We start from the raw sequence: 25,618 nt of genomic DNA on the forward strand, positions 1-25,618 counted from the left end.
AGGGGGTGCAAACATGGTAAAGAAAAAAAGGCATAAAAATTTTAATATAAATTTAATATTTTTAATAATAATTATTATAGCGTTAACAGGAATAATAACTAATCCTAAACTTTCTCTAAATAGTGCTACTGCTGGTATAAATACATGGTTTAATATAATACTTCCTTCTCTTCTGCCTTTTTTTATTATATCTGAGATCCTTATAGGATTAGGATTTATTGATTTCATTGGAAAACTATTGGAACCATTAATGAAACCATTGTTTAATATGCCAGGTGAAGGTGCTTTCCCTATAACTATGTCTTTATTATCTGGTTACCCTGTAGGTACTAAGATAACCTCTAGATTACGAGAAGAAAGATTAATAACGAAAAATGAAGGTGATAGACTAATATGCTTTACAAGTACATCTGGTCCTCTTTTTATGTTAGGTGCAGTCAGTATAGGAATGTTAAATGACCCTACAATTTCACCATTAATTATTATTCCTCATTACTTATCTGTATTGGTTTTGGGATTGTTTTCTAGCTTTTATAACTCAAGTAATAGGAAAACAACTAAAACACAAAACAGAAATATATTTCACGAAATACAAGGCTCCTATAAAATATGGTCAAAAACAAAAAAACCCATAGGTTCTTTAATAGCAAAATCTGTCAAAGAAAGTATGGATACCATAATACTAATAGGAGGTTTAATAATATTCTACTCCGTATTAGTTGAAGTATTATTTAGTATGAAATTCTTGAATACAATACTATATTATATAAGTAATTTATTGGATTTAGATGCACAACTAATTAAAGGTACAATTATAGGTTTCTTTGAAATGACCATAGGCTGTAAGAATATTGCCCTTTCAAATATAAATTTTATTAATAAAATACTAATAATTAACTTCTTGATTGGATGGGGTGGACTTTCTGTTCATAGTCAAGCCCTTAGCTTTATTAATAATACAGATTTAAATAGCAGATTATATATTATATCAAAATTTTTTCACGGAATATTATCGACTATGTTTGGATATATAATATATTTGCTAAAATATCAAGACTATGTACAAACAACCTTTTATAATTCAATACCTTTTAATATCCAATATAGTTTTTCTAATTGGATCTTCCTATTAACTAGGTCTGCAAAGCTTGCCTTAACCTTGAGTATATATATTTTTTTACTATCACTATTAGTTTCAGGCATCTATGAAATATTTAAAAGGCTCAATTTGAGCCTCTAAGTTCTTTTCTATTTTCATTTAATAATTGAATTAATTCCTTTAAGTTTTCTTGTGTTTCTTCCAATAAACTATCAGCATATTCCATGGAACCAATTCTAATTTCCTTAGCATTGGATTGGGCCTTATTAATTATTTCTTCCGCCCTAGCATTTGCTTTTTTAGTAATCTCCTCCTGATCAACTAATTCTTCTAATCTATATTCAGCTTCTTTTAAAACTGTATCTGCATCTTTTTGAGCTTCTGCTAAAATCCTCTGTCTTTCATCTTTAATCCAAGATGCTTGCTTAATTTCATCTGGCAATTTAATTCTAATTTCTTTTAATATTTCTAAAACTTCAAATTTGTCTATCATCACTTTTCCCGAGAACGGTAAGCTTGTCCCTGCTTCCACAATATCCTCTATTTCATCAATTAGTCTCAAAACTTCCATATGTACTATATTCCTCCTTTAAATTTATTCTTTAAAGCTTGTTCAACAATTTTGGGAACAAAACAAGAAATATTTCCACCAAACATAGCTACTTCTTTAACAATACTTGAACTTAAATATGCATATTTGCTACTAGATACCATAAAAAGCGTTTCGATTTCATCGTTTATTTTTTTATTAACTAAAGCCATCTGCATTTCATATTCAAAATCTGAAACAGCTCTAAGTCCCCTAATCATAGTTGTACAATTTCTTTTTATTGCATAATCAGTGAGAAGTCCAGAAAAAAAGTCTATTTCCACATTAGGAAATTCTTTTGTAACCTCTTTTAACAATTTAATTCTTTCTTCTAAAGAAAAAACACTTTTCTTAGATGGGTTATTTAATACAGCTACTATTAGATGTTCCACCTTTTTAGAAGTTCTTTCTATAATATCTAAATGACCATATGTAACTGGATCAAAGCTCCCTGGATATATTGCTCTCATAAAATTTCCTCCCTAAGTCTTTCTTTTATAAAACGATAAGGATTTGCTACCATATCTTCTAAAATCTGATTTAGTAAATCCAAATAAATTCTCTTCTAAATCTAATTCCTTTTCATGCTCAACTATTATCATACCATCTTTAGTTAAAACATCTTCTATATCTACAGCTTTTAGAAGTTCATTAACTAATCCTTCTTGACGAAAAGGAGGATCCAAATAGATATAATTAAATGCTAATTTTTTTGCACTGAACTTTCTTATAGCTACTAAAATATCTGATTTAATTACAATGCTTTGTTCTAAAAATCTTGTATGCTCTAAATTTTCATTTATAATGTTTATACTTTCTATAGAGTTATCTATAAAATAGCAGGTTTTAGCTCCTCTACTTAAAAACTCTATGCCTATAGAACCAGAACCTCCAAATGCATCTAATATAATGCTATTTTCATCTATATGATTTAATATATTAAATAAGGCTTCCTTAGTTCTGTCCTCAGTTGGTCTAACTTTCATTCCTTTAGGTACCTTTAATTTATGTCCTTTTCTAGAACCTGATATAACTCTCAAGTATTTACCTCCTCACTTACACAATTATTTTATCATATATTAAGGATTTTGAAACAAAAATTAATTAAAAGTTAAATATTCTTCAGAATTTGAAAACATTTTTTGTATCTTCTTTTTTAGTTCCCTATATCTTTCCTTTGATAAGTTAGGGTCTTGATTTATAATGTTTATTCCTTCTTTTTGAGCAAGCTTTAAAATTTCCATATCTGTAAATAAGTTCGCTACCTTTAATTCAGGTAGTCCATGTTGTCTAGTTCCAAAAAATTCTCCAGGCCCTCTTAATTCCAAATCTTTTTCTGAAATTTTAAACCCATCAGTAGAATTTTGTAATATCCTCATTCTCTCTTTAGATATTTTACTATTACTTTCATTTATCAATATACAATAAGACTGATGCTCTCCTCTTCCTACTCTTCCTCTTAATTGATGCAGTTGAGCCAACCCAAATCTCTCTGCATTATAAATAACCATAATATTAGAGTTTGGTACATTTACACCTACTTCAACAACTGTCGTGGAGACTAATATATCGATTTTATGCTCTTTAAATTCTTCCATAACTAAATCCTTTTCCTTAGGTTTCATTTTACCATGTAATAACCCCAGCTTAAAATCCTTAAATATATTATCTTTAAAATTTATATATAACTCTTCCGCCGCATTTAATGTTAGATTCTCATTTTCCTCTATTAAAGGACATACTATATATGCTTGTCTTCCTTCTAAAATTTGTTTACTAATAAATTTATTAACCCTTTCTATCATTTCAGGACCAACAGCGTATGTTTCGATTTCCTTTCTTCCTGGTGGAAGTTCATCAATAATAGAAATATCTAAATCTCCATATAAAATAAGAGCCAAGGTTCTAGGAATAGGAGTTGCAGTCATAACGATAATATCAGGATTACTTCCTTTTTGAGATAAAATAGCCCTCTGCTTTACACCAAATCTATGTTGCTCATCTGTAATAGCAATACCTAGATTTTTAAACTCTACATTATCCTGAATTATAGCATGAGTTCCTATTAGTATGTCTATATTTCCTTCTTTTAAATCTAATAATATTTCCTCTTTTCCCTTTGGAGAAATACTTCCAATTAATAATTCTATCCTAATATTATGTCCTGAAAAAAAACTCCTTAGCGACTCAAAATGCTGACTAGCTAGTATTTCTGTAGGAGCCATCATTACAGCCTGATAACCAGATAATATAGCTTTGAACATAGCAAGAACTGCTACTACAGTTTTACCTGAACCTACATCTCCTTGTACCAATCTATTCATTTGAGTATCTTTTTCCATATCTTCTTCAATTTCTTTAAAAACATTAATTTGTGAATTGGTAAGTTTAAAAGGTAATTTTTCAATAAAACCATATACTTCTTTAGTTTTGTTAAATCTAATCCCCTTATTATTACTAAAGTTTTTACTTTTGATAATAAAAAGTCCCATTTGCAAAATTAGCAGTTCTTGAAAAGAAAGTCTTTTCTTAGCCTTTTCTAATAAAATATTGTTTTTAGGAAAATGAATATTTCTAATAGCATCTTTGATGCCAATTAACTCATATTTATCCATTATATCCTTTGGTAAAAATTCTATAATTTCATCTATATATTCATTAATAGAATAATCAATAATCTTTATTATTTCGTTATTAGTTAGTCCCTCAGTTAAAGAGTATATAGGAGTTATTCTACCTACTTTATCCATAGCATTTGGTTTTTCAAAAATAGGACTGACTATTTGAATTTCCATGCCAACTTTATTAATTTTGCCATTTATTATTAATCTTTCACCAATTCTAAATTTATCTTTTAAATATTCTTGGTTAAACCATATTAAATTTGCATTGTAAGAACTATCCTTAACAGGAATTTTTATAATGGATAAATTCTTCCTTGGTCTTAATATATTAGCTTTACCTATTATCTCAACTTCTAAACTTATTTTTTCCCCTATTTCACATTCTCTCAATGTCTTAAATTTCGTTCTATCATCATAATCCCTAGGTACAAAATATATTAAATCTTCTATAGTATTTATATTTAATCTTCTCAGTTTAGAAGCCCTTTTAGGACCTACACCTTTTATATATTGAATATTTGCGGATAATGACTCCATTTATGATCACCCCTATAGTTAATAATACCAAAAAACCCTACCAAAAGGTAGGGTTTTATTCTACAGAAAATATATAGTAATATATAGGTTGACCACCAAATACCAATTCCACATCAATATCTTCATATAAACTAGATAATTGATTTTCTAAATCCTTAGCTGAATCTTCATCTAAATCAGAACCATGTAAAATAGTAATTAGTGAAGTATCCTCGTCAATCATATTATCTAATAATCTTATAGCAACTTCATTTATATTTTTCCCATTTGCTACTATATCGCCTTCAGAAATTCCAATAATATCATCCTTATATATCTTGGTGTCATTTAATTCTGTATCCCTAACAGAATAAGTAACTTGACCTGTTTTTACATTTTTTATTGCATCTTTCATATCCTCTATATTTTCCTCTAAAGATTTAAACTCATCAAAAGCTAGTAATGCAGCAATTCCTTGAGGTATAGTTTTTGAAGGAATAACTATTATATTCCTAGAACTAAGTTCTTTAGTCTGTTCTGCTGTTAAAATAATATTACTATTATTAGGAAGTATAAATACATTTTTACCTAATGTATTATCAATAGCATTAAGTATATCTTCTGTACTTGGGTTCATAGTTTGCCCACCAGAAACCAGTATATCTACATTAAGACCTTTAAAAACTTCATCAATTCCTTCTCCAATAGATATTGCAACAAAAGAATATTCCTTTTCTAAACTTTTATTTTCTTCATTATTAGACTTAGACAATTCCGATTTTAATAAAATTTCCTCATGTTGATATCTCATATTATCAATTTTTATATCTGTTAGCTCACCAATACTAAGTGCTTTTTCAAGTACTACTCCCGGGGTATTTGTATGGACGTGAACCTTTATAAGTCCATCTCCACCTACTACCATTAATGAATCTCCTTGTATTGATAGCTCATTTCTAAAGGAATCGATTTCTTTATAATTAGTATTAATTATAAATTCTGTACAATAACCATATTTAATATCATCTGTATCTATATGTTCATGACGTTGATATTCCTTTGGTTCAACTTTTTTCTTTTCTTCAATCTTAATTTCAATATTTTCTATACCAGCTAAAGCATTGTATGCACCAGTTAAGACATAGATTAATCCCTTACCTCCAGCATCAACTACTCCAGCCTGTTTCAATACTGGAAGCATATCTGGAGTTCTACTAAGGGTTATCTCTCCATGATTTATCACCTTTTTAAGAAAAACCAAAACATCCTTTTCTTCTCTACTAATGGAAATTGCATATTCTCCGCATTCTCTAGCTACAGTTAAAATAGTTCCTTCTGTTGGCTTCATAACAGCTTTATATGCCGTATCAGCAGCCTGCTTAAATGCCTCAGCAAGTATTTTAACGTCAGCAACATCATTTCCATCTAACCCATTTGCAAACCCGCGGAAAAGTTGTGATAAAATAACACCAGAGTTACCCCTAGCACCCATCAAAGAACCATGCGAAGTAGCTAATGCTATTTTAGAAACACTATCTTCATCAAGGTTAAGTCCTTGTTTTATAGCAGAATTTACTGTCAAAGACATATTTGTACCTGTATCTCCATCAGGAACAGGAAAAACATTTAAGGAGTTTACCTCCTCTTTATTATCTTCTAGGAACTTTGCCGCACCTGCTAAGGCCTTTTTCAGCATCGCTCCATCTAGAATTTCAATTTTCAATTATAGTACCTCCTCAAACTACTTTTCAACTCTTATTCCTTGTACATGTACATTTATTTTGTCTATTTTTAGACCAGTTAAATTTTCAACATTAAACTTAACCCTTTCAATTATATTCTCTGCAACTACAGATATTCTTACTCCATATTCCAATATAACATGTAAATCAATAGTTAATTTATCATCTTTTGTATATACCTTTATGCCCTTAGATAAATAGTCCCATTTCAATAACTCAAACAAACCATCTGTAGCATTCTTAGAAGCCATACCGACTATACCGTAACTCTCCATGGCAGATATCCCTGCAAGGGTAGCTATTACATTATCATCTATACTAATTGCTCCATATTCAGTATTTGTTTTGGCTGGCATATATAATCGCCTCCTTATTTTCAATATACCATATTTTATATTTTACCCTAAATATTAAAATAGTTCAACTAAATCCTATGATTATAATTAATATAATAATACATTTTGGTTGCATTTTTACTAATTATTATGTTAGAATATAATGTGTTATTATTGAAATTTAGAAAAAATACTTTAAAGTATTTTCAGTAGTAGATTAAGGAGGTGTTTTTCATGGCGAAAGTTTGTGAAGTATGTGGAAAGGGAAAAGTATTTGGTAACAAAGTTACTTTCTCAAATAAAAAGAGTTCAAGAAGTTGGTCACCCAATATTAGATCAGTTAGAGCGATAGTTAATGGTGGAACAAAAAAAATTAATGTATGTACTAGATGTTTAAGATCTGGATATGTTGAAAGAGCATTATAATTATGTAATAAAATAAGGCTTCCATGTATAAAATGGTAAGCCTTATTTTATTTTTAATATCAATGTCCCCATTATAAGTAGCCCTATTCCAATTAGTAGCAGAAACACTTGTATAGGTATAAATTTTATAATTATCAAAATTCCAATGGCAGCTAAAGTTATACCTACTATTCTTTTTATCTTCCTTATATACCTATAGCAAAACCTCTTCATATTTAACACCCCTACAATACTTTATTATATTGTATTCGAAATACAAAGAAATGGTTACAAAAGTTTAGAGTTATAATTATAAGATTTAATCTTTTGAAATAAATACCAATGCTTTACCCCTATGAATTTTAATTATTCCAATATTATCTACAATCTCATTGCTAATTCCATAAGTAGAACCAAACTTAATAAATTCATTGTCTAAATTATAGAAAAAGCCCTTTAGAGATATAACAATTCCATCTTCTGCTATGGGTATAATGGAAATATAGCTATTTTTTAAACATGGTAGTTCCAAATAGTCATCTGTTAAGTAAATAATATTATTATCATCTACTATCTTTCCCTTAATTCCTTTATCATATAAAGTACTTAATAAAAATATATTTGCCATAGTATGGTCTTGTCTAGTTCCAGTAACCCCTGTTAATATGATTTCTTTATATCCTCTATCTATTAAATATTCCATGGCAAGTTCCGTATCTGTTTCATCTTTAATAGACGGATACTTTTTCATAGGTATATTCTCATGTTTTATATAATCTAATGAAACTTGGCTAATAGAATCTAGATCTCCTATAACTAAATCTGGCTTTCTATTGATTTTCATAAGATGGTTCATTCCACCATCTGCACATATAATAAAATCTACTTGTTTAACTACTGACTCTAATCTATTATAATCTATAATAGTGCCACTAGATACAATTAACCCTTTCATATACATCATCCTTTTTCTAATTTGCTTTTATAGCTTTTTGCAATGGTTTCCATATTAAAGATAATATAATTGCAGAAATTATAAATTCAGGCACTAAATAACTTGCTTGATAACCTAAAGAATAAAGCCAAGGATTTGTATCTCCTGCATATTCTTTAAAAAAGATTACACCTGCAAGGAAGTGACAGATAAATCTTCCACCTATAGCTAAAGCTGTTGATAAAGCAGTATTAAAATAATACTTTACTTTGGAATCATTACTATCCCAACTAGAGAATAGACCTGCTAAACCTAGTAATCCAAAAGCCACAGGATATTCTAATATAGCTTGTGTTGGTGAAAATATCCATGCACCTAATATGATTTTTAAAACTCCAAAAGTTGTGCCTGCAATTATCCCTGGTCCGGCTCCCCAACGCATAGCAAATAATAGTATAGGTATCATGCTACCTGCCGTTACAGAACCACCTTGTGGAGCTTCATAAATCTTTATTCTGCTTAGCACAATAGCTAAAGCCAACATAATACCTGCCTCTACAATCATCTTAGTACTCCATTTTTTCATAAAAAACTCCTCCTTTAAATTAAAAACCCCATCACCAACGTAGGTAATGGGTATTTAAAGGCTAATACACACTTCCCTACGCTAGCATTACCTAGTTCAGGTCTAAGGGTCGGGATAAATATCCTCTCTCAGCCAATTGACTCCCCTAGTGTTAATTTTTTATTATTTAATTAATTCTATTATAACATAGATTTACTAATTTACAACATTTTAAATTCTTTAGTTCTATATTCTATATCTTCTGCTCCAAATATATCTGAACCAGCCACCAATAACTCTGCTCCACAGTTTAATATTTCTTTAGCATTATTTAACTTTACTCCACCATCTACTTCAATTATAATATTTAAATTTCTTTCATCAATGATTTTTCTTAATCTTCTTATCTTATCTTTCATAGATATAATAAAAGACTGTCCACCGAAGCCAGGGTTAACTGTCATTATAAGGATTAAATCAACATCTCCTAAGATATACTCTATATTCTCTAATGGTGTTGAAGGATTTAAAGATACTCCTGCCATAATACCATAGGATTTTATCTCTTGTATAGTTCTATGCAAATGAATAGTCGCCTCTTCATGAACAGTTATTATATCAGCACCTGCATCAACAAAATCTTTAATATATCTTTCAGGTTTATCTATCATTAAATGTACGTCAAAGGGAATTTCCGTAACCTTCCTTAGTTTTTTAATTACTGGAGGTCCAAAAGTAATATTAGGTACATACATACCATCCATCACATCTAAATGAAGATAATCGGCACCACCATTTTCTATTTTTTTTATTTCTTCTTTTAAGTTAGCAAAATCTGCTGAAAGTAATGAAGGCGCAATTTTGGCCATTTTAGTACCTCCTAATATTTTTTATTTCTTCAAGGAAAAGTAAATAATTTTCATATCTTTCTTTTCTTATATTTCCTTCTTCTACCTGTTTCTTTACTTCACAATTTGGTTCATTTTTATGTAGACAACTAATAAATCTACATTTATCTCCATATTTATATATCTCTCGGAAATAGTTTTTAAGTTCTATTTCTTGTTCAATAAAATCTATATTTAAAGAACTAAATCCAGGGGAATCGAGAACAAAAGTATTGTCATGTAATTCTAAAAGTTCTATATGTCTAGTAGTATGTTTTCCTCTTTTAGTCTTGAAGCTTACATTACCAGTTTCCAGTTTAAAATTTTCATTAACTGTATTCAAAAGCGATGATTTTCCCGCACCTGAAGGCCCAGCAAAAACTGATATATTATTATTCAATAATCCTTTTAATTCATCAATACCCTTGCCTGTTACTATACTAGTATTAATAACTTTATATCCTATACTTTCATAAATGCTTTTCAAATCCAATGCCTTTTCTTCTGCTAAATCAGATTTATTTATACAAATTACAATATCCAAGTTCTCATGTTCAGCCATTATAATAAACCTATCCAATAACCAAGGGTTAACATCTGGCTTTCTTATACTCATTACTATAATTGCTTGAGTAATATTTGCTACTGGCGGTCTTAGAAGCTTAGATGTCCTCGGATATATTTCTTCAATATATCCAGTATTATCTTCATTACTTATTCTAATTCTCACCTTATCTCCTACAAGGGGAGTCAATTTTTCTTCTCTAAAGACACCCCTTGCCCTACATTCTACTATATCTGATTTTGTTCTTACATAATAAAATCCACCAATACCTTTAACTATTATCCCATTTATCATAAAAGCCCTCTATTCTCTTTTAGGTTCACTCTTTTTAAATTCATCATTATAGTATATTTCAAAAACTGCACCTTTCTTTCCAGTAAATGTTCTATAAAATGGTTCTTCTGTAGCCTTATGTGTTCTATCATATACCACTTCAGTTTTATCATCTTGAATCCTTATTATTTTAATTCTTGTTTCTTCTACATCTGGTAAAGGAGTTATTAAAAATGTTATTGGTCCTTCTTTATCTCCAGTATTATTATTCTCTCCTTCATTATTATTTTCTTGACTTGGTCCACTACTTATATATAAATCAACTGCTGTATCACTTTCTAATTCAGTTCCTTGATTATAACTTTGCCAAGTGACTATATCTTTTCCTACACTTTCACTTGGTTGAGGTATGACATCACCAACTTGAAGTCCTGCTTTAAGAATTTCAGATTTAGCTTTTTCAATATTTAATCCAGTTACCTTTGGCATGATTACAAGCTTTATTTCTTTGCCTTGACTTATTACCAAAGTTATTCTAGTTCCTGGTTCTACACTAGAGCCACTATCGGGAGTTTGACTAATAACTACATTTTCAGGTACTGTATCAGAATGTTCATAATCTGTTCTAATAAGTAAATCAGATTTTTCAGCCAGTTCTTTAGCTTTATCTAAATCTTTATTTACAAAACTAGGAACCTTTATTTGATTATCTCCTTCACTTATTGTAACTTTAATAGGATAACCTTCTTTTAATTTAGTATCTTCAGCCTCACTTTGAAAGATAACTTCTCCTGCTTTATATTCACTATTTTTCACTCTACTCTCCACTTCAAATTTTAATCCAAGGTCTTCAATTTTTTTTCTAGCTTCTTCTTCTTGCATTCCTACTATATTTGGAACAGTAATTAAATCACCACTGGCAAAAAAACTTTTTAATTTATAGGCTCCTAACCAAATACTGGTTGCTAATAAAAACGCTAAAAAAATTCCTAAAAAAACGACTTTCCCACCGCCATCTTTTTTACTTGTTTTTTTTGTGCTTTTTGATTTTTTATTGTCTTTCATAATTTCATCATCCTCTATATCAACTATTGGAATTATCTTAGTATGAGAATCATAGTTGTCCATATCTTCAAATCCAAAGTCAGTTGGATTCCCTTTTATCCTTCTTAAATCCTTTATTAATTCAGTAATATTTGCATATCTGTCGGCTTGCCTTTTTTGTACACATTTTAAGATAATATTTTCAAATCCAATTGGTATTTCACTATTAAATTCTCGGGGTGGTTTAATATCTTCCTGAACATGCTTTAAAGCAACAGTTATAGGGCTTTCACCTTCATAAGGAAGTTTACCTGTAAGCATTTCATACATAACTATACCAAGGGAATATATATCAGACTTCTCATCAGTATATCCTCCTCTAGCTTGTTCTGGGGAAAAATAATGAACTGAGCCTAATACATTAGATGTTGTTGTCATAGTTGAACTTGTAGCCGCCCTTGCGATACCAAAATCCGTAACCTTAACCCTATTATCATCTGTAATCATAATATTATGGGGTTTTATATCCCTATGAACTAAATGATTTTTATGGGCATGTTGTAATGCTTCTGCAATTTGGTATGAATATTCCAATGTATTTTCTATAGATAATTTACCATTTTCTTTTATAATTTCTTTTAATGTCTTTCCTTTTATATATTCCATTACAATATAATAAATTTGACTATCTTCATCATTTTCAACACCAACATCATAAATATTGACTATATTTGGATGTGAAAGGCTAGCAGCAGCTTGGGATTCTCTTCTAAACTTTCTAACAAATTCTTCATCATTTACAAATTCCTCTTTTAAAACCTTTACAGCTACAAATCTATCTAGAAGTTGACATTTTGCCTTATATACTAAGGCCATGCCTCCGCCACCAATTTGCTCTATTATTTCGTATCTTCCACCTAAAATCTTGCCTATCATTTTTTCACCTCATCTAATTAAATTTAATAGCAACTATGGTAATATTATCAAATCCCCCACTATCATTAGCCATAATCGCTAAATTTTCACAGGCTTTTTGAATATCATCTTCTCCTATGAAAGCATTTTTAATTTCGAACTCCTTTAACATATTAGAAAGGCCATCACTACATAATAACAATATATCATTTTTAGCATATTCTTTAATTACTAAATCCATTTCTATAATGCTACTAGAACCAACAGCTCTAGTTATCATATTTCTCTTAGGATGAGTTTTTGCCTCTTCTTTTGTTATACTACCGGTTTTCAAAAGTTCATTTACAAAGGAATGATCCTCCGTTATTTGAAATATCTCTCCATCTCTAATTAAATAGGCTCTACTATCTCCAACATGTCCGATGCAAATTTTATCCTTAAGTATGTAGGCTAAAGTTATAGTTGTACCCATGCCATTATATTTTTCATCTTCAAGAGATTTAAGATAGATCTTTATATTTGCTTCTTCTATTGCTTTTTTAATTAACTTTATTACTGATTCTTCATTTGTTAGACTAGCTTTTGCTCCTATAAAATTATTTTCAATAATATTTTTTGCCATAAGGCTAGCTACTTCCCCTGCTTTATGTCCTCCCATTCCATCAGCAACTATATATAGTGGAAAAGATGGATTTTGAGATGCATAAAAAGCATCTTGGTTATTTTCTCTAATCTTACCTATATCAGAAATAGAACCAATGACCATAATACCACCCCATTAAAATCTTTTATTATTACCTTGAGTAACAGCACGTCTAAGCTGTCCGCATGAAGCACTAATATCTCCACCCATCTCTCGCCTTATGGTAACAGCAATACCTCTATTACTTAAGATTCTTTGCACCCTTTCTATATTTTTCCTACTTGGCCTGTCCTTATTAAATTCTCGAATTGGATTTAATGGAATTAAGTTAATATGACATTTTAGTCCTTCAAGAATTTTAATCAATTCTTTTATATCTACATCTCTATCGTTTACATTATCAATTAAAGTATATTCGAAAGTAATTCTTCTTTTAGTTCTTTCTGAGTAAAATCTACATGCCTTTATTAATTCGTCTATAGAATATTTTTCAGCTATTGGCATGATTTTTTTTCTTTCAGCATCAAAGGGTGAATGTAATGATATGGACAATGTTATTGGTATGTTCTCATTAGCCAAATCATAAATCCTAGGGACGACCCCACATGTTGACAAAGCAATGTTTCTAAGACTAATATTATGACCTTTTTCATCATGAATAATGTTGATAAATTTTATAGTATTATCATAGTTATCTAATGGCTCTCCACTTCCCATTAATACTATATTAGAAATATCTTTTCCTAAATCCTTTTCCATCATATAAATTTGATTAACCATTTCTGCTGGGGTTAAATTTCTGATTAATCCCTCTTTAGTAGAAGCACAAAAGGAACATCCCATCTTACAGCCTACTTGAGTAGATATACAGGCAGTTAAGCCATGATTATATTCCATAGCTACGGATTCAATAATATTCATATCATCTAATAAAAATAAATATTTTTTGGTATTATCAATTTTTGAAGCAAAAACTTTGTAAATATCTATTTTATTAACCTTTGTGTTATCAAGTAAATATTTTCTTAGGTTTTCAGGTAATACCTTTAAATTTTCAATATCTCCTTTTTTATTTCTATGAAAATATGAGAATACTTGCTCTCCTCTAAAAGATTTTTCCTGTATTGAAACCATATATTCCTTTAATTCTTTTAAAGTTAAACTATTTAGTTCAATCTTATTCAATTAATCACCTCAATGCTATCCTAATATATTATTATACATAATTATTAAAAATATATCTATCTTTCTTTAATTATTTTTGCAATATAAAATCCATCGGTATTGTGAATATGAGGAAATAACTGGATATAACCATGTTTTAAAGTATCTATGTTATGTGAATTATATATCTTATCTTCAATATGGGCTAATTTAAAGTTTTTATTTTCATCTAAAAATTTATTTATCATATTAATATTCTCGTCTTTTTCTATTGTACAAGTACTATAAATTAATATACCACCTATTTTTAAATAATCTTTTACATTGTTTAGAATAGTATATTGCAACTCCACCAGCTCAGCTATATCCTCTTCTTTTCTATTAATTTTTATATCAGGTTTTCTTCTAATTAAACCTAAACCAGAACAAGGAGCATCTAATAACAAATAGTCTGCCAAATTTACTAAAGAATCATCTCTTTTAGTTCCATCTGAGATGGAAGTTTCAATAATATTAATACCAAGTCGTTTTGCATTTTCTTCAATGAGTTTTAATTTATGTTCATAAATATCTTGACTTAAAATCCTTCCTTTATTGTTCATTATCTGTGCTAAATGGGTAGCCTTACCTCCTGGAGCACTACAACAATCAATAATCGTGCTTCCAGGTTTAGGATCCATAATTTGCCCTACTAAGGTACTACTCTCATCTTGAATAATAAAATGCCCCATTTTAAATTCGGAAGTTTCAGTTATTCTAATAGGATTCTCTACAATCAGAGAATCATTAGCATACTTAGTATCTTTAACAGTAAATCCATAATCTATTAGTTTTTCTCTTAGCTTTTTCTTGCTAGTCTTTAAAGTATTTACTCGTATATTCAACTGTGGAGATTTATTATTTTCTATGCACAGTTTTTCAGTAAATTCTTCACCAAATTCTTTTATCCATCTTTTCACCATCCATTTTGGATGAGAATATTTTATAGAGATATAGTCAATTTTATCTTTTGCTTCAACTTTCATAAACTCATCTTTATTCCTACTAATATTTCTGAGCATTCCATTTACAAATCCTATAGTACCTTTATGTCCATGTTTTTTAGCTAAATTTACTGATTCATTAACTGCTGCACTAATGGGTATTCTATCCATAAATATGATTTGATATATCCCTATTTTTAATATAATCAAAATAATGGGATGAATTTTCTTAAGTTTTATTTTTGATGCCTTTGATATTATATAATCTAAGTATATATCATTTTCTAAAACACCATATACAATTTCTCTAATAAAGCTTTCTTCTTTATTGCTTAATTCTTCATCTAAGTTGCTATTTATAGCTATATTAGAAAAAGCTCCATTATTAAAAATATCATTTAATATATTTAATGCTATTTCTCTACCAGATAATTCCATCTTTACACCTCTATAATTTATATTGATATTTAAAAAAAGGGGGAATTATCCCCCTAAACTTTAATCTCTTCTTCTATTTGTTATTGCTAATAATCTAAGAAGTTCTCCAATAGCTACTAATGTAGCAGCTACATAGGTTAATGCAGCAGCTTTTAATACTTCTTTTGCTGGTTTTATGTTATCCCTTGTCATAATTCCATTTTCTAATTGAACAAGAGCCCTTCTACTCGCATTAAATTCTACAGGTAATGTTACTACTTGAAATAGCACCACAGATAAAAACAAAGCAATTCCAAGCTCAATAAAAAATGGAGATATTGCAAAACCAATAAAGATAAAAATCCATACAAGTCTTGAGCCAATACTTGCAATTGGAGCTATATTATTTCTAAGAATTAATGGAAAATATCCCTCTGCGTGCTGAATAGCATGCCCCACCTCATGGGCTGCTACACTCATGGAAGCAATACTACTTCCTCCATAGATAGAATTAGATAATCTTACAACTTTAGTTCTAGGATCATAATGATCTGTTAATTTTCCTCCTACTTGCTCAATTCTGACATCATAAAGACCATTTCTATCTAAAATCATTCTTGCAATTTGAGCACCAGTATAACCTGTACCACTAGAAACCCTTGAATATTTATTAAAGGCAGAACTAATTTTAAGCTGGGCATAAGAAGCAAATAACATAGCTGGAAGTACGAATATTATCCATGAACTATAGTATCCACCACCATAATAATTTCCAAACATTCTATTACCCCTTTCCTATCTAATTTAATATAATACCTTTTTCTATAGAGTTTCCTCTTAAATACTCTTCCACTTTTAATTTCTTTTTACCTGGAAATTGAATTTCCTCAATAACAACAATTTTATCCTGGGCATTTACATACATACCCTTATTATCAACTTTTACTATCTCACCATTGGAGCCTTCTTTGACTTTACCACTTAAACTTGCTTTGTGTATTTTTACAATTTCATCCTTATACTGTGAATATGCAGAAGGCCATGGTTTCAATCCTTTAATTAGATTTATGATATTCTCTCCTTTATCATTCCAATTTATTCTCCCCATACCTTTATCTAACATATGGGCATATGTTGATAAACTATGATTTTGAGGAATTTTATTTAATTCTCCATTTCTAATACCTTCTAAAGCTCCAATTATTAACTTTCCTCCTAGTTCAGAAAGCTTATCATGTATGCTAGAGGCATCATCATCTCGGTTAATAGGAATTGATTTCCACAATAGCATATCTCCAGAATCTAATCCTTCTTCCATTTCCATAATAGTTACTCCTGTTTCCTCTTCACCATTTATAATAACCCAATTTATAGGAGCCGCCCCCCTATATTTAGGTAATAATGATGCATGAACATTATAACATCCATATTTAGGTATTTCTAAAATATCTTTTTTCAGTATTTGTCCATAAGCAACAACAACAATAAAATCTGGATTTATTGACTTAATTCTATTAATAGTTTCTATATCATTAATTGAATCTGGTTGATAAACTTCTAGTCCTAATTCCAACGCCTTTTCTTTCACTGGAGTATACTGAAGCTTTTTCCCCCTCCCCTTAGGCTTATCCTTTTGAGTTATAACTAATTCTATAGAATATCCCTTTGAATATAAAGATTTAAGTGTTGGAACAGCAAAATCAGGAGTACCCATAAATACTATCTTCATATTACACCTCATCACTTAAATTTTCTTCCCCTATTTCTACTTCTTCAATTATTTTATCTATATATAATATGCCTTCTAAATGATCTATTTCATGACAAATAGCTCTTGCTAATAGTCCTGTTCCCTCTAATACCTTCTTATTTCCATTTTCATCTAGATATTTCACCTTAACCCATTCCGGTCTACTCACTGTACCAGAACGATTAGGCACAGATAAACATCCTTCTATATCTATCTCTTCACCTTTCATCTCAGTTATAACTGGATTTATCAATTTAATTGAACCTTCACCTACGTCTATTACTACAGCACGTCTAAGGACTCCTACTTGGGGAGCAGCTAATCCAACACCTTCCGCCTCCTTCATAGTATCTATCATATCATCTAAAAGAATTTTTATTCTATCTGTGACTTCTGTTATTTCCTTTGACTTTTTTCTTAAAATCGGATCATCAGATAGTCTTATTTCACGTAATGCCATGTTTATTCCTCCTATAGTATCGAATTTGGGTCAATGTCAATGCTAAATTTCACATCGTCTATTTTTAATTTATATTCATTATTTATACATACCCTTTTAACCAAAGATTTTAAACTATTTATATTTTCTTTTTTGGATTTAATAATTATCTGCCATCTGAAATTATTTTTAATCTTTTCCAAAGGTGCTGGATAAGGTCCAATAATATAATTATTTATAGTTTCTTTATGAATCCATTTTGTTTCTTTAACAAATAAATTATATACTTCTGTTGCTATAGATGCAACCTTATTATTATCTTCTCCATATATAAGCAAGCTAATAAGGTCTAAAAATGGCGGATATAAAAACTCCTTTCTTAAAGCAATTTCTGTATTATAAAAACTTTTATAATCATGCTCTTTAGAAAATTTAATACTATAATGATCTGGATTATAAGTTTGAAGTATAACCTTTCCGTTAGAATCTCCTCTTCCCGCTCTTCCTGCTACCTGAGTAACCAATTGAAAAGCACGTTCCGGAGATCTAAAGTCTGGTAAATTTAAAGTAGTATCAGCCGCTATTATACCAACTAGAGTTACATTTTCAAAGTCCAAACCCTTTGAAATCATTTGTGTACCAATTAATATATCTATTTTCCCTTTTTTCATATCTTCCAAAATAGATTCATGACTTCCTTTTCCAGTTGTAGTATCCATATCCATTCTAACTATTCTAGCTTGTGGAAATAACTCTTTTACAAATTCTTCTACTTTCTCAGTACCTATACCAAAATATTTAATATAATTAGATTTGCATACAGGACAAATATTGGGAGGGGCTATAGCCAAACCGCAATAATGGCATCTTAATTTATTCATATTTCTATGATATGTCATGGATATATCACAATTATTACATTTTACTACATATCCACAATTTCTACAGGATACAAAAGTAGAAAATCCTCTTCTATTTAAAAATAATATGGTCTGCTTTCCGTTATTCAAGTTTTCATTTATAGATTCATATAATTCTTTACTAAATATAGATTTATTTCCATTACTTAGTTCTTCTCGCATATCCACTACTGTTACTTCTGGTAATGAATACTGATTTATTCTTTCCTGTAATTCCAATAATTTAAAGTCTCCATTCAGACTATTATAGTAGGTTTCCAAGGAAGGTGTGGCAGAACCCATAATTAAAAATGCTTTTTCAATATCTACCCTTTTAGCTGCAACTTCAATGGTATTATACTTTGGATTTTGAGATGATTTATATGTTGACTCATGTTCTTCATCAATAATTATAATTCCAAGATTTTGAAAGGGTGCAAATACAGCTGATCTAGCGCCTACAACAATTTTTACTTTACCTTCTTTTATTCTTCTCCACTCATCAAACCTTTCTCCATAGGATAATTTGCTATGAAGTACTGCAACTAAATCCCCAAACCTACCAACAAATCTATCAATTGTTTGAGGGGTAAGGGATATTTCTGGAACTAGAATAATAGCTTCTTTACCTTTTTTTATTATCTCTTCAACAAGTTGCAAGTATATTTCCGTTTTCCCACTTCCTGTTACTCCATGGATTAAAAATTTATTGCTACTATCCCCACCATTAAATGAGCTTACAATCCCCTCAAAAACTTTTCTTTGAGCAGTAGATAGATTATGTTTCCTATAATCTTTTATATCTTTTTTTATCGGATTTCTATTAACTTCTTTTTCATATATCTCTAAAAGTCCTTTTTTTTCTAGGACTCTTATTGTAGATAATGTAGTATTCGTTGATTTTGAAAGTTCTTTAAAAGATATATCTTCTACATCAAAAAGAAATTCTATTATTTCTCTCTGTTTCACTGCTCTTTTCCCAACTTTTTCATGCATCTCTTCTAAGGAAAAAGCTTTATTTAATAGCTTAACCCATTTCTCCATCTTTTTATCTACTTTTGTTTTAATATCTATAGTAGTCTCTATAATTCCTTTATTTTCTAAAGAGTTTAACCATCTATTAATATTAGAAATTTTCAAATCTTTCTTTAAATCTTCTAACAAAACTTTACCCTTAATATTTAAATAAGAAAGTATATTTAATTCATCTTTATCTATGTCTTTCATATTACTATTTTCGATTATTTCAACAAAGGTATTTACTTCCTTAAAATCTCCTGGAGGCAATACTGGCTGGAAAGTATCTATATAAGATGATAAATAATATTCCTTCATCCAAATACTTAAATCTATTAATTCTTTTGAAATCAAAGGCTTATCATCTAAAACATCAATTACTTTTTTTAACTTATACCCTCTATCCCAAGTATCAATAATATTAACTACAATTCCCTTTATTAATTTATTGCCTTTTCCAAAGGGAATTATTACCCTCATTCCTTCTTTTACAATATCTTTTAGCTCATCATCAAGAATATATGTATATAGCTTATCCACCTGTGTTGCTCTATTATTTACTATAATTTCTGCATATTTTATACTCAAGTAAATCATCCTTTTATATGTGAAAATTAAAAGCTAGATAGTCTAATCTAGCTTTTATTATCTAATATAGATTTTACCCTATCCAATATAACCTTTGCAACTTCTCTTTTATTCATCATAGGATAAGTATTTTTATTTCCTTCTTTATCAATTATAGTTACAATATTAGTATCAGAATTAAATCCTGCTCCCTCTTTTGTTACGTCATTTGCAACTATAAAATCAAGATTTTTCTTTTTCAGCTTTTCCATTGCATATTCATCTAAATTATTAGTTTCAGCTGCAAATCCAACCATAACTTGATTCTTCTTTTGCTCACCAAAATGAGCAGCTATATCTGGATTTTTTACATATTTAATGATTAATTCATCTTCTTCATTTTCTTTTTTCTTTATTTTAGTAGAACTTACGGTTTCAGGCCTATAGTCAACAGGTGCCGCAGATTTTATAAGTACATCACAGGAATCAAAATACTTATCAACTGCATTTAACATATCCTCAGTAGTTTTTACTTTAATTAATTCTACTCCACTAGGTGGAGTAATTGATGTTGGTCCAGAAATCAGTACAACTTCTGCACCTCTAGTCACTGCCTCTTTAGCTATACTATAGCCCATCTTTCCACTTGAATGATTAGTCATATACCTAACTGGATCTAAGGGTTCCATAGTTGGACCTGCTGTTATAACTATTTTTTTTCCAAATAAGTCCTTTTTTACAAAACTATCAACAATATATTCTACAATATCTACTGGCTCTGCCATTTTCCCCTCACCATAGTCCCCACAGGCAAGCATTCCTACTGCTGGCTGAATAAATTTATATCCTAATTTTTTTAATTTTTCCATATTATCCTTTACTATAGGATTTTGATACATCTTAGTATTCATAGCAGGTGCAAATACTATCTTAGCTGTAGATGCCATTACCACTGTAGTTAAAAGATTGTCAGCTATACCATTTGCAATTTTCCCAATGGTATTTGCAGTAGCTGGAGCAATTAAAATAATATCTGCTTTTTGTGCAAGTGATATATGCTCTACATCATAGTTTGTAATTTCACTGAACATCTCTCTATGAACTACATTTCCCGACATAGTTTGGAATGTCAAAGGAGTAACAAATTCAGCAGCTCCTTCTGTCATTATAACTTCTACATTGGCATGAAGTTTCTTCAATCTACTTACTATATCAGCAGCTTTATATACCGCAATCCCACCTGTAACTCCAAGGATTATGGTTTTATCCTTCAACATATAATCACCTCTTATTTTATACTATTTATAGGTGGTCTAGTATAAGTTATTTCGCCTTCTATAACTTCTTGTAAAGCAATACTAACTGGTTTTTTAGAAGAAGTTTCAACTAACGGTTCTGCACCTTCAATAATTTTTCTAGCTCTCTTAGCTGTAAGCATAACTAAAGTATATCTACTATCTCCTCTTTTGGCTAATTCGTTAAAAGATGGATTTAACATATTATCTTACTCCTTTCGAAATAATTTTATCTGTTATATTAGAATTCCTCTTTACTTTTAATCTCTCTGCTTTTATTATTGTTTCAACATCAGATACAGCATCTTGGATTTTATCATTTATAACAAAATAATCATATTCTTCTATAAAATTTAGCTCTTTAAAAGCATTTTCAAATCTTCTGTTTATATCTTCTTCTGATTCTGTCCCTCTTTTTACTATTCTATCCCTTAATTCTTCCATTGTTGGAGGCAAAATAAATACTAATACTGCTTCAGAATAGTTTTTCTTAACTTGCAAAGCGCCTTGAACATCAATTTCAAGTAAAACAGTTTCACCATTATCTATCTTATCTACAACAAAATCTCTAGGAGTTCCATAGTAATTAGTGTGTACATATGCATATTCTAAAAATTCACCATTTTCAATCTTTCTATTAAACTCTTCTCTATCTATAAAAAAATAATTAGTTCCATCTACTTCTCCAACTCTAGGTTTTCTCGTAGTTGCAGAAATAGAGTATAATATATCCTCATTCCTTTCTAACACTTCCTTACATACAGTTCCCTTTCCAGTGCCAGCAGGACCTGAAATAATAAGTAAAAATCCCTTTGACATATTTATCACCAACCTTTTATATTAATCTGCATTTTCCTCTTTATCATGAAATCGATTAGCAACTGTTTCTGGCTGAACAGGTGTTAAAATAACATGTTGACTATCTGTAATTATAACTGCCCTAGTTCTTCTACCGTAGGTAGCATCTATTAAAAGGCCTTTATCTCTTGCTTCCTGAATCAATCTTTTGATAGGTGCTGACTCTGAACTAACCACAGCTATTATTCTATTGGCTGAAACAATATTACCAAAACCAATATTAATTAGTTTTATTGACATCTTTTCCTCCTAATTACTCAATATTTTGAACTTGCTCTCTTATTTTTTCTAATTCTGATTTTATCTCTACTACATTTTGAGAAATCAACATATCATTTGCCTTTGAACCTATTGTATTTATTTCCCTATTCATTTCTTGAATTAAAAAATCAAGCTTTCTACCTATTGCATCTTTCTCATTTAATATGGATAAAAATTGTTTCACATGACTTTTTAATCTTACAATTTCCTCATTGATGTTACTCTTATCAGCAAAAATGGCTACCTCAGATGCAATTCTATCTTCATCTATATTAATATCTTTATCTAGCAATTCACTAATTCTCTCTTTTAGCTTACCCTTATACTCCAGTACAACTAAAGGAGATCTTTCTTCAATTTTCAACACTATGGTTTCAATTCTATCTAGTTTTGAAATCATATCATTTTTTAATTCTTCTCCCTCTACTACCTTCATGTTCATAATATCCCTAAGAGCAATATTTAAAGCTTCTTTTAAACAAGTCCAAGCAATATCCTCATCTAATTCTTTTCTTTCAGTCTTGATGATTTCCGATAAGCCTAATATATTAAACAACCTAATATTTTCTTCCAATCCAAGCTCTTCTGATAATCTCTCTAAAACATCTTTATAAGATTTTGCTAAGGGTATATCTACTTTTATATCTATAGCTGATTCATTAATATAATCTAAATTAATATATACATCAATTTTTCCCCTATTGATTTCAGTTTTTATAATTTTTTTAACATTTTCCTCAAGATATGAAATATGTCTAGGCATTTTAACCACAATATCATTATATCTATGATTAACTGCCTTTATCTCTACTTTAAAATTATAAACTTCATTACTAAATTCTCCCCTACCAAAACCAGTCATACTCTTAATTATAATAAACACCCCTCTCTTATTCTGATAGCTACTATATTATATCTATTATATCAAATTTAATCTACTATATATTACAATTTTTTAATATTTTCTTTGTAAATCCTTTTAGTTTATTATTTCTTAATATAATGGTATACTTTTAATAGTCTTAGTAATATTGGAGGAGTTTATATGTCATTTGATGGTATTGTAACAAAATCAGTTGTTAAAGAATTAAGAGAAAAATTAATAGGTGGAAGAGTAGACAAAGTTTATCAACAGGAAAAAGATGAAATACTATTTCATATACACAGTAAAGGAACTAACTATAGATTAATAATGTCTGCTAGTAGTAATAATCCTAGGGTTTATTTAACAGATTATTCTAAGAAAAATCCTCCAGAACCACCTATGTTTTGTATGCTTTTAAGAAAGCATCTTATTGGAGGAATAATATTAAATATTGAACAGTTTAACTTAGATAGGGTGATTTTCATTGATATATCAGCCATAGATGAACTGGGTCAGCCTACTGAAAAAAGAATAGTCATTGAAATAATGGGAAAACATAGCAATATTATATTAATTGATAAATCTTCATTTAAAATAGTGGATTCAGTAAAAAGAATATATGAAGATATGAGTAGAGTAAGACAAATTCTCCCAGGCATGATTTATGAATATCCACCATTGCAAGATAAAGTTAATCCTTTAGACATTGCAAAGGAAGATTTTTTTAGTATTATGGATTCGGAGGATAAAAATTTACCATGTTTTAAATTCCTTTACTTTAATTATTTAGGATTAAGTCCTTTAATAAGTAGAGAAATATGTTTTGATGCCGGTATAGATATTGATAGAAATCTTGGCAGTATGTATGAAGATGATAGAACCTCTTTATATATTTCTTTTAATAAATTTATGAACCAAATATCCAACGAAGAATTTAATCCTGTTTCAGTTTTAAATAATAACAAAACAGAAATATTAGCCTTTCATGCATTAGAGCTTAATCAATTTGGTAAAGAAAATAGAGTATTTTTTGATTCTATCTCAAATCTTCTAGATAATTTCTACCGCAGAAAAGATATAATTGATAGAATAGGTCAAAAATCTCAGTCTATTAAAAAATCAATTCAAGTAAAATTGGATAGAACCAATAATAAACTAGGAAAACAAAAGGAGGAACTTTTAGAAAGTCAAGACAGAGAAAAATATAAAATTTATGCTGATTTAATCTCTGCTAATATTCACCTTATTCCTAGAGGAGTAAATAGTATTGAACTTGAAAACTTCTATGATGAAAACATGAATAAATTAAATATTCCTCTTGATATTAAATTATCTCCAGTGGCAAATGCACAAAGATACTATAAGAAATATTCAAAATTGAAAAATGCTCATCAATTATTACTAGAGCAAATACCTAATACAGAAGATGAAATCTCTTATTTAGAAAACGTCCTCATGAGTATAGAAAATTCAACTGAAATTGAAGAGTTAGATGAAATTAGAGAAGAATTAATAAGCGAGGGATATATAAAGGGTTCTATAAAAAAGAAGAAGAAAAAAGAAGAGTCTGTATCTAAACCACTTCACTATATTTCTAAAGATGGATTTAATATTTATGTAGGGAAAAACAATAAACAAAATGATTATTTAACATTAAAATTATCTCGTAAAGATGATATATGGCTCCATGTGCAAAATATGCCTGGCAGTCATGTAATCATAGAAAAAATGGGTAAAACCATACCCCTTTCTACTATAGAAGAAGCCGCTATATTAGCTGCATACTATAGCAAAGGCAAAAATTCTAATCATGTACCTATAGACTATACGGAAAGAAAAAATGTTAAAAAACCAAAAAATGCAAAAGCAGGAATGGTAATCTATGAGGATTTTAAAACAATAATTATAAATCCTTCTAAAGAATTAGTAGATAATATTAAAAAGGGCTAAATTTAGCCCTTTTAATC

The 25,618-nt window shown here is 29.3% G+C and carries 27 protein-coding genes and 1 riboswitch; of the genes, 3 read left to right on the forward strand and 24 right to left on the reverse strand.

The window, feature by feature from the left end; translation table 11 throughout:
- Positions 1-13: 13 nt before the first annotated feature.
- Positions 14-1,240 (forward strand): sporulation integral membrane protein YlbJ, encoded by a 1,227-nt coding sequence (ylbJ, locus tag RT714_RS05645; protein WP_313756600.1) that lies wholly within the window; start codon positions 14-16, stop codon positions 1,238-1,240.
- Here ylbJ and RT714_RS05650 read toward each other — a convergent pair.
- The 6 genes from RT714_RS05650 to RT714_RS05675 are packed head-to-tail and all read right to left on the reverse strand — an operon-like array spanning position 1,224 to position 6,926.
- Positions 1,224-1,670 (reverse strand): ATPase, encoded by a 447-nt coding sequence (locus RT714_RS05650; RefSeq protein WP_313756601.1) that lies wholly within the window; start codon positions 1,668-1,670, stop codon positions 1,224-1,226. The genes ylbJ and RT714_RS05650 overlap by 17 nt on opposite strands.
- 5 nt (positions 1,671-1,675) lie before the next feature.
- Positions 1,676-2,158: a pantetheine-phosphate adenylyltransferase gene (gene coaD / locus RT714_RS05655; protein ID WP_313756602.1), complete on the reverse strand. Its 483-nt coding sequence runs from the start codon at positions 2,156-2,158 to the stop codon at positions 1,676-1,678.
- Positions 2,159-2,170: 12 nt separating this feature from the next.
- Positions 2,171-2,728 (reverse strand): 16S rRNA (guanine(966)-N(2))-methyltransferase RsmD, encoded by a 558-nt coding sequence (gene rsmD, locus RT714_RS05660; RefSeq protein ID WP_313756603.1) that lies wholly within the window; start codon positions 2,726-2,728, stop codon positions 2,171-2,173.
- A gap of 60 nt (positions 2,729-2,788) precedes the next feature.
- The gene (recG, locus tag RT714_RS05665; RefSeq protein WP_313756604.1) at positions 2,789-4,849 is read right to left on the reverse strand and encodes an ATP-dependent DNA helicase RecG; all 2,061 of its coding nucleotides are present in this window, start codon (positions 4,847-4,849) and stop codon (positions 2,789-2,791) included.
- A 55-nt stretch (positions 4,850-4,904) separates the two neighbouring features.
- On the reverse strand, positions 4,905-6,551 hold the full coding sequence (locus RT714_RS05670) for a DAK2 domain-containing protein (protein ID WP_313756605.1): 1,647 nt from the start codon (positions 6,549-6,551) through the stop codon (positions 4,905-4,907).
- 18 nt (positions 6,552-6,569) lie between these two features.
- On the reverse strand, positions 6,570-6,926 hold the full coding sequence (locus RT714_RS05675; RefSeq protein ID WP_072972576.1) for an Asp23/Gls24 family envelope stress response protein: 357 nt from the start codon (positions 6,924-6,926) through the stop codon (positions 6,570-6,572).
- 213 nt (positions 6,927-7,139) lie between these two features.
- On the opposite strand from RT714_RS05675, the gene rpmB reads away from it, so the two are divergent.
- Positions 7,140-7,331, forward strand: coding sequence for a 50S ribosomal protein L28 (gene rpmB / locus RT714_RS05680; RefSeq protein WP_072972578.1), 192 nt, complete (start codon positions 7,140-7,142; stop codon positions 7,329-7,331).
- A gap of 42 nt (positions 7,332-7,373) precedes the next feature.
- Here the strand turns inward: rpmB and RT714_RS05685 are convergent, their stop codons facing one another.
- The 18 genes from RT714_RS05685 to RT714_RS05770 form a co-directional block, all read right to left on the reverse strand.
- Entirely contained in the window at positions 7,374-7,544 is a 171-nt protein-coding gene (locus RT714_RS05685) for a hypothetical protein (RefSeq protein WP_313756606.1), read from the reverse strand.
- A gap of 85 nt (positions 7,545-7,629) precedes the next feature.
- Positions 7,630-8,265: a thiamine diphosphokinase gene (locus RT714_RS05690; RefSeq protein ID WP_313756607.1), complete on the reverse strand. Its 636-nt coding sequence runs from the start codon at positions 8,263-8,265 to the stop codon at positions 7,630-7,632.
- A gap of 16 nt (positions 8,266-8,281) precedes the next feature.
- Complete coding sequence (gene thiT, locus RT714_RS05695) at positions 8,282-8,830, reverse strand: energy-coupled thiamine transporter ThiT (RefSeq protein ID WP_313756608.1); 549 nt, start codon at positions 8,828-8,830, stop codon at positions 8,282-8,284.
- 56 nt (positions 8,831-8,886) lie between these two features.
- Positions 8,887-8,987: riboswitch (TPP riboswitch) on the reverse strand.
- Between the two features lie 43 nt (positions 8,988-9,030).
- Positions 9,031-9,678: a ribulose-phosphate 3-epimerase gene (gene rpe, locus RT714_RS05700; protein ID WP_313756609.1), complete on the reverse strand. Its 648-nt coding sequence runs from the start codon at positions 9,676-9,678 to the stop codon at positions 9,031-9,033.
- Position 9,679: 1 nt separating this feature from the next.
- A complete protein-coding gene (gene rsgA / locus RT714_RS05705; protein ID WP_313756610.1) occupies positions 9,680-10,555 on the reverse strand; it encodes a ribosome small subunit-dependent GTPase A in 876 nt (291 codons plus the stop codon).
- Positions 10,556-10,564: 9 nt separating this feature from the next.
- Positions 10,565-12,514, reverse strand: a complete 1,950-nt coding sequence (gene pknB / locus RT714_RS05710; protein WP_313756611.1) for a Stk1 family PASTA domain-containing Ser/Thr kinase — start codon at positions 12,512-12,514, stop codon at positions 10,565-10,567.
- A gap of 13 nt (positions 12,515-12,527) precedes the next feature.
- Positions 12,528-13,259 (reverse strand): Stp1/IreP family PP2C-type Ser/Thr phosphatase, encoded by a 732-nt coding sequence (locus RT714_RS05715; RefSeq protein ID WP_313756612.1) that lies wholly within the window; start codon positions 13,257-13,259, stop codon positions 12,528-12,530.
- Between the two features lie 12 nt (positions 13,260-13,271).
- Positions 13,272-14,321, reverse strand: a complete 1,050-nt coding sequence (rlmN, locus tag RT714_RS05720) for a 23S rRNA (adenine(2503)-C(2))-methyltransferase RlmN (RefSeq protein ID WP_313756613.1) — start codon at positions 14,319-14,321, stop codon at positions 13,272-13,274.
- 56 nt (positions 14,322-14,377) lie between these two features.
- Entirely contained in the window at positions 14,378-15,721 is a 1,344-nt protein-coding gene (gene rsmB / locus RT714_RS05725; RefSeq protein ID WP_313756614.1) for a 16S rRNA (cytosine(967)-C(5))-methyltransferase RsmB, read from the reverse strand.
- Between the two features lie 60 nt (positions 15,722-15,781).
- Entirely contained in the window at positions 15,782-16,480 is a 699-nt protein-coding gene (locus RT714_RS05730) for a zinc metallopeptidase (protein ID WP_313756615.1), read from the reverse strand.
- Between the two features lie 19 nt (positions 16,481-16,499).
- Entirely contained in the window at positions 16,500-17,429 is a 930-nt protein-coding gene (gene fmt, locus RT714_RS05735) for a methionyl-tRNA formyltransferase (protein WP_313756616.1), read from the reverse strand.
- A 1-nt stretch (position 17,430) separates the two neighbouring features.
- A complete protein-coding gene (gene def / locus RT714_RS05740) occupies positions 17,431-17,910 on the reverse strand; it encodes a peptide deformylase (protein WP_313756617.1) in 480 nt (159 codons plus the stop codon).
- 11 nt (positions 17,911-17,921) lie between these two features.
- Complete coding sequence (gene priA, locus RT714_RS05745; RefSeq protein WP_313756618.1) at positions 17,922-20,393, reverse strand: primosomal protein N'; 2,472 nt, start codon at positions 20,391-20,393, stop codon at positions 17,922-17,924.
- 47 nt (positions 20,394-20,440) lie between these two features.
- A complete protein-coding gene (gene coaBC / locus RT714_RS05750; protein WP_313756619.1) occupies positions 20,441-21,649 on the reverse strand; it encodes a bifunctional phosphopantothenoylcysteine decarboxylase/phosphopantothenate--cysteine ligase CoaBC in 1,209 nt (402 codons plus the stop codon).
- A gap of 11 nt (positions 21,650-21,660) precedes the next feature.
- Positions 21,661-21,870, reverse strand: coding sequence for a DNA-directed RNA polymerase subunit omega (rpoZ, locus tag RT714_RS05755; protein ID WP_313756620.1), 210 nt, complete (start codon positions 21,868-21,870; stop codon positions 21,661-21,663).
- 1 nt (position 21,871) lies between these two features.
- Positions 21,872-22,486: a guanylate kinase gene (gmk, locus tag RT714_RS05760; RefSeq protein WP_313756621.1), complete on the reverse strand. Its 615-nt coding sequence runs from the start codon at positions 22,484-22,486 to the stop codon at positions 21,872-21,874.
- 21 nt (positions 22,487-22,507) lie between these two features.
- The gene (gene remA, locus RT714_RS05765; RefSeq protein WP_313756622.1) at positions 22,508-22,765 is read right to left on the reverse strand and encodes an extracellular matrix/biofilm regulator RemA; all 258 of its coding nucleotides are present in this window, start codon (positions 22,763-22,765) and stop codon (positions 22,508-22,510) included.
- A 13-nt stretch (positions 22,766-22,778) separates the two neighbouring features.
- Entirely contained in the window at positions 22,779-23,669 is an 891-nt protein-coding gene (locus RT714_RS05770; protein WP_313756623.1) for a YicC/YloC family endoribonuclease, read from the reverse strand.
- 162 nt (positions 23,670-23,831) lie between these two features.
- On the opposite strand from RT714_RS05770, the gene RT714_RS05775 reads away from it, so the two are divergent.
- Positions 23,832-25,601: an NFACT RNA binding domain-containing protein gene (locus tag RT714_RS05775; RefSeq protein WP_313756624.1), complete on the forward strand. Its 1,770-nt coding sequence runs from the start codon at positions 23,832-23,834 to the stop codon at positions 25,599-25,601.
- The last annotated feature ends 17 nt before the right edge of the window (positions 25,602-25,618 follow it).

Origin of the sequence: Tissierella sp. (genome assembly GCF_032104385.1) — a bacterium.
GTDB lineage: Bacteria > Bacillota > Clostridia > Tissierellales > Tissierellaceae > Tissierella.

Coding starts and splice junctions, on each gene's coding strand:
- rpe (WP_313756609.1), bottom strand. CDS start 9,678: ATGGCCAAAATTGCGCCTTCATTACTTTCAGCAGATTTTGCTAACTTA.
- RT714_RS05685 (WP_313756606.1), bottom strand. CDS start 7,544: ATGAAGAGGTTTTGCTATAGGTATATAAGGAAGATAAAAAGAATAGTA.
- rsmB (WP_313756614.1), bottom strand. CDS start 15,721: ATGGAATTATCTGGTAGAGAAATAGCATTAAATATATTAAATGATATT.
- RT714_RS05715 (WP_313756612.1), bottom strand. CDS start 13,259: ATGGTCATTGGTTCTATTTCTGATATAGGTAAGATTAGAGAAAATAAC.
- RT714_RS05675 (WP_072972576.1), bottom strand. CDS start 6,926: ATGCCAGCCAAAACAAATACTGAATATGGAGCAATTAGTATAGATGAT.
- def (WP_313756617.1), bottom strand. CDS start 17,910: ATGGCATTACGTGAAATAAGACTATCTGATGATCCGATTTTAAGAAAA.
- rsgA (WP_313756610.1), bottom strand. CDS start 10,555: ATGATAAATGGGATAATAGTTAAAGGTATTGGTGGATTTTATTATGTA.
- RT714_RS05730 (WP_313756615.1), bottom strand. CDS start 16,480: ATGTTTGGAAATTATTATGGTGGTGGATACTATAGTTCATGGATAATA.
- ylbJ (WP_313756600.1), top strand. CDS start 14: ATGGTAAAGAAAAAAAGGCATAAAAATTTTAATATAAATTTAATATTT.
- rpmB (WP_072972578.1), top strand. CDS start 7,140: ATGGCGAAAGTTTGTGAAGTATGTGGAAAGGGAAAAGTATTTGGTAAC.
- thiT (WP_313756608.1), bottom strand. CDS start 8,830: ATGAAAAAATGGAGTACTAAGATGATTGTAGAGGCAGGTATTATGTTG.
- remA (WP_313756622.1), bottom strand. CDS start 22,765: ATGTCAATAAAACTAATTAATATTGGTTTTGGTAATATTGTTTCAGCC.
- fmt (WP_313756616.1), bottom strand. CDS start 17,429: ATGAAGATAGTATTTATGGGTACTCCTGATTTTGCTGTTCCAACACTT.
- RT714_RS05650 (WP_313756601.1), bottom strand. CDS start 1,670: ATGGAAGTTTTGAGACTAATTGATGAAATAGAGGATATTGTGGAAGCA.
- gmk (WP_313756621.1), bottom strand. CDS start 22,486: ATGTCAAAGGGATTTTTACTTATTATTTCAGGTCCTGCTGGCACTGGA.
- recG (WP_313756604.1), bottom strand. CDS start 4,849: ATGGAGTCATTATCCGCAAATATTCAATATATAAAAGGTGTAGGTCCT.
- RT714_RS05690 (WP_313756607.1), bottom strand. CDS start 8,265: ATGAAAGGGTTAATTGTATCTAGTGGCACTATTATAGATTATAATAGA.
- coaBC (WP_313756619.1), bottom strand. CDS start 21,649: ATGTTGAAGGATAAAACCATAATCCTTGGAGTTACAGGTGGGATTGCG.
- rpoZ (WP_313756620.1), bottom strand. CDS start 21,870: ATGTTAAATCCATCTTTTAACGAATTAGCCAAAAGAGGAGATAGTAGA.
- coaD (WP_313756602.1), bottom strand. CDS start 2,158: ATGAGAGCAATATATCCAGGGAGCTTTGATCCAGTTACATATGGTCAT.
- RT714_RS05775 (WP_313756624.1), top strand. CDS start 23,832: ATGTCATTTGATGGTATTGTAACAAAATCAGTTGTTAAAGAATTAAGA.
- pknB (WP_313756611.1), bottom strand. CDS start 12,514: ATGATAGGCAAGATTTTAGGTGGAAGATACGAAATAATAGAGCAAATT.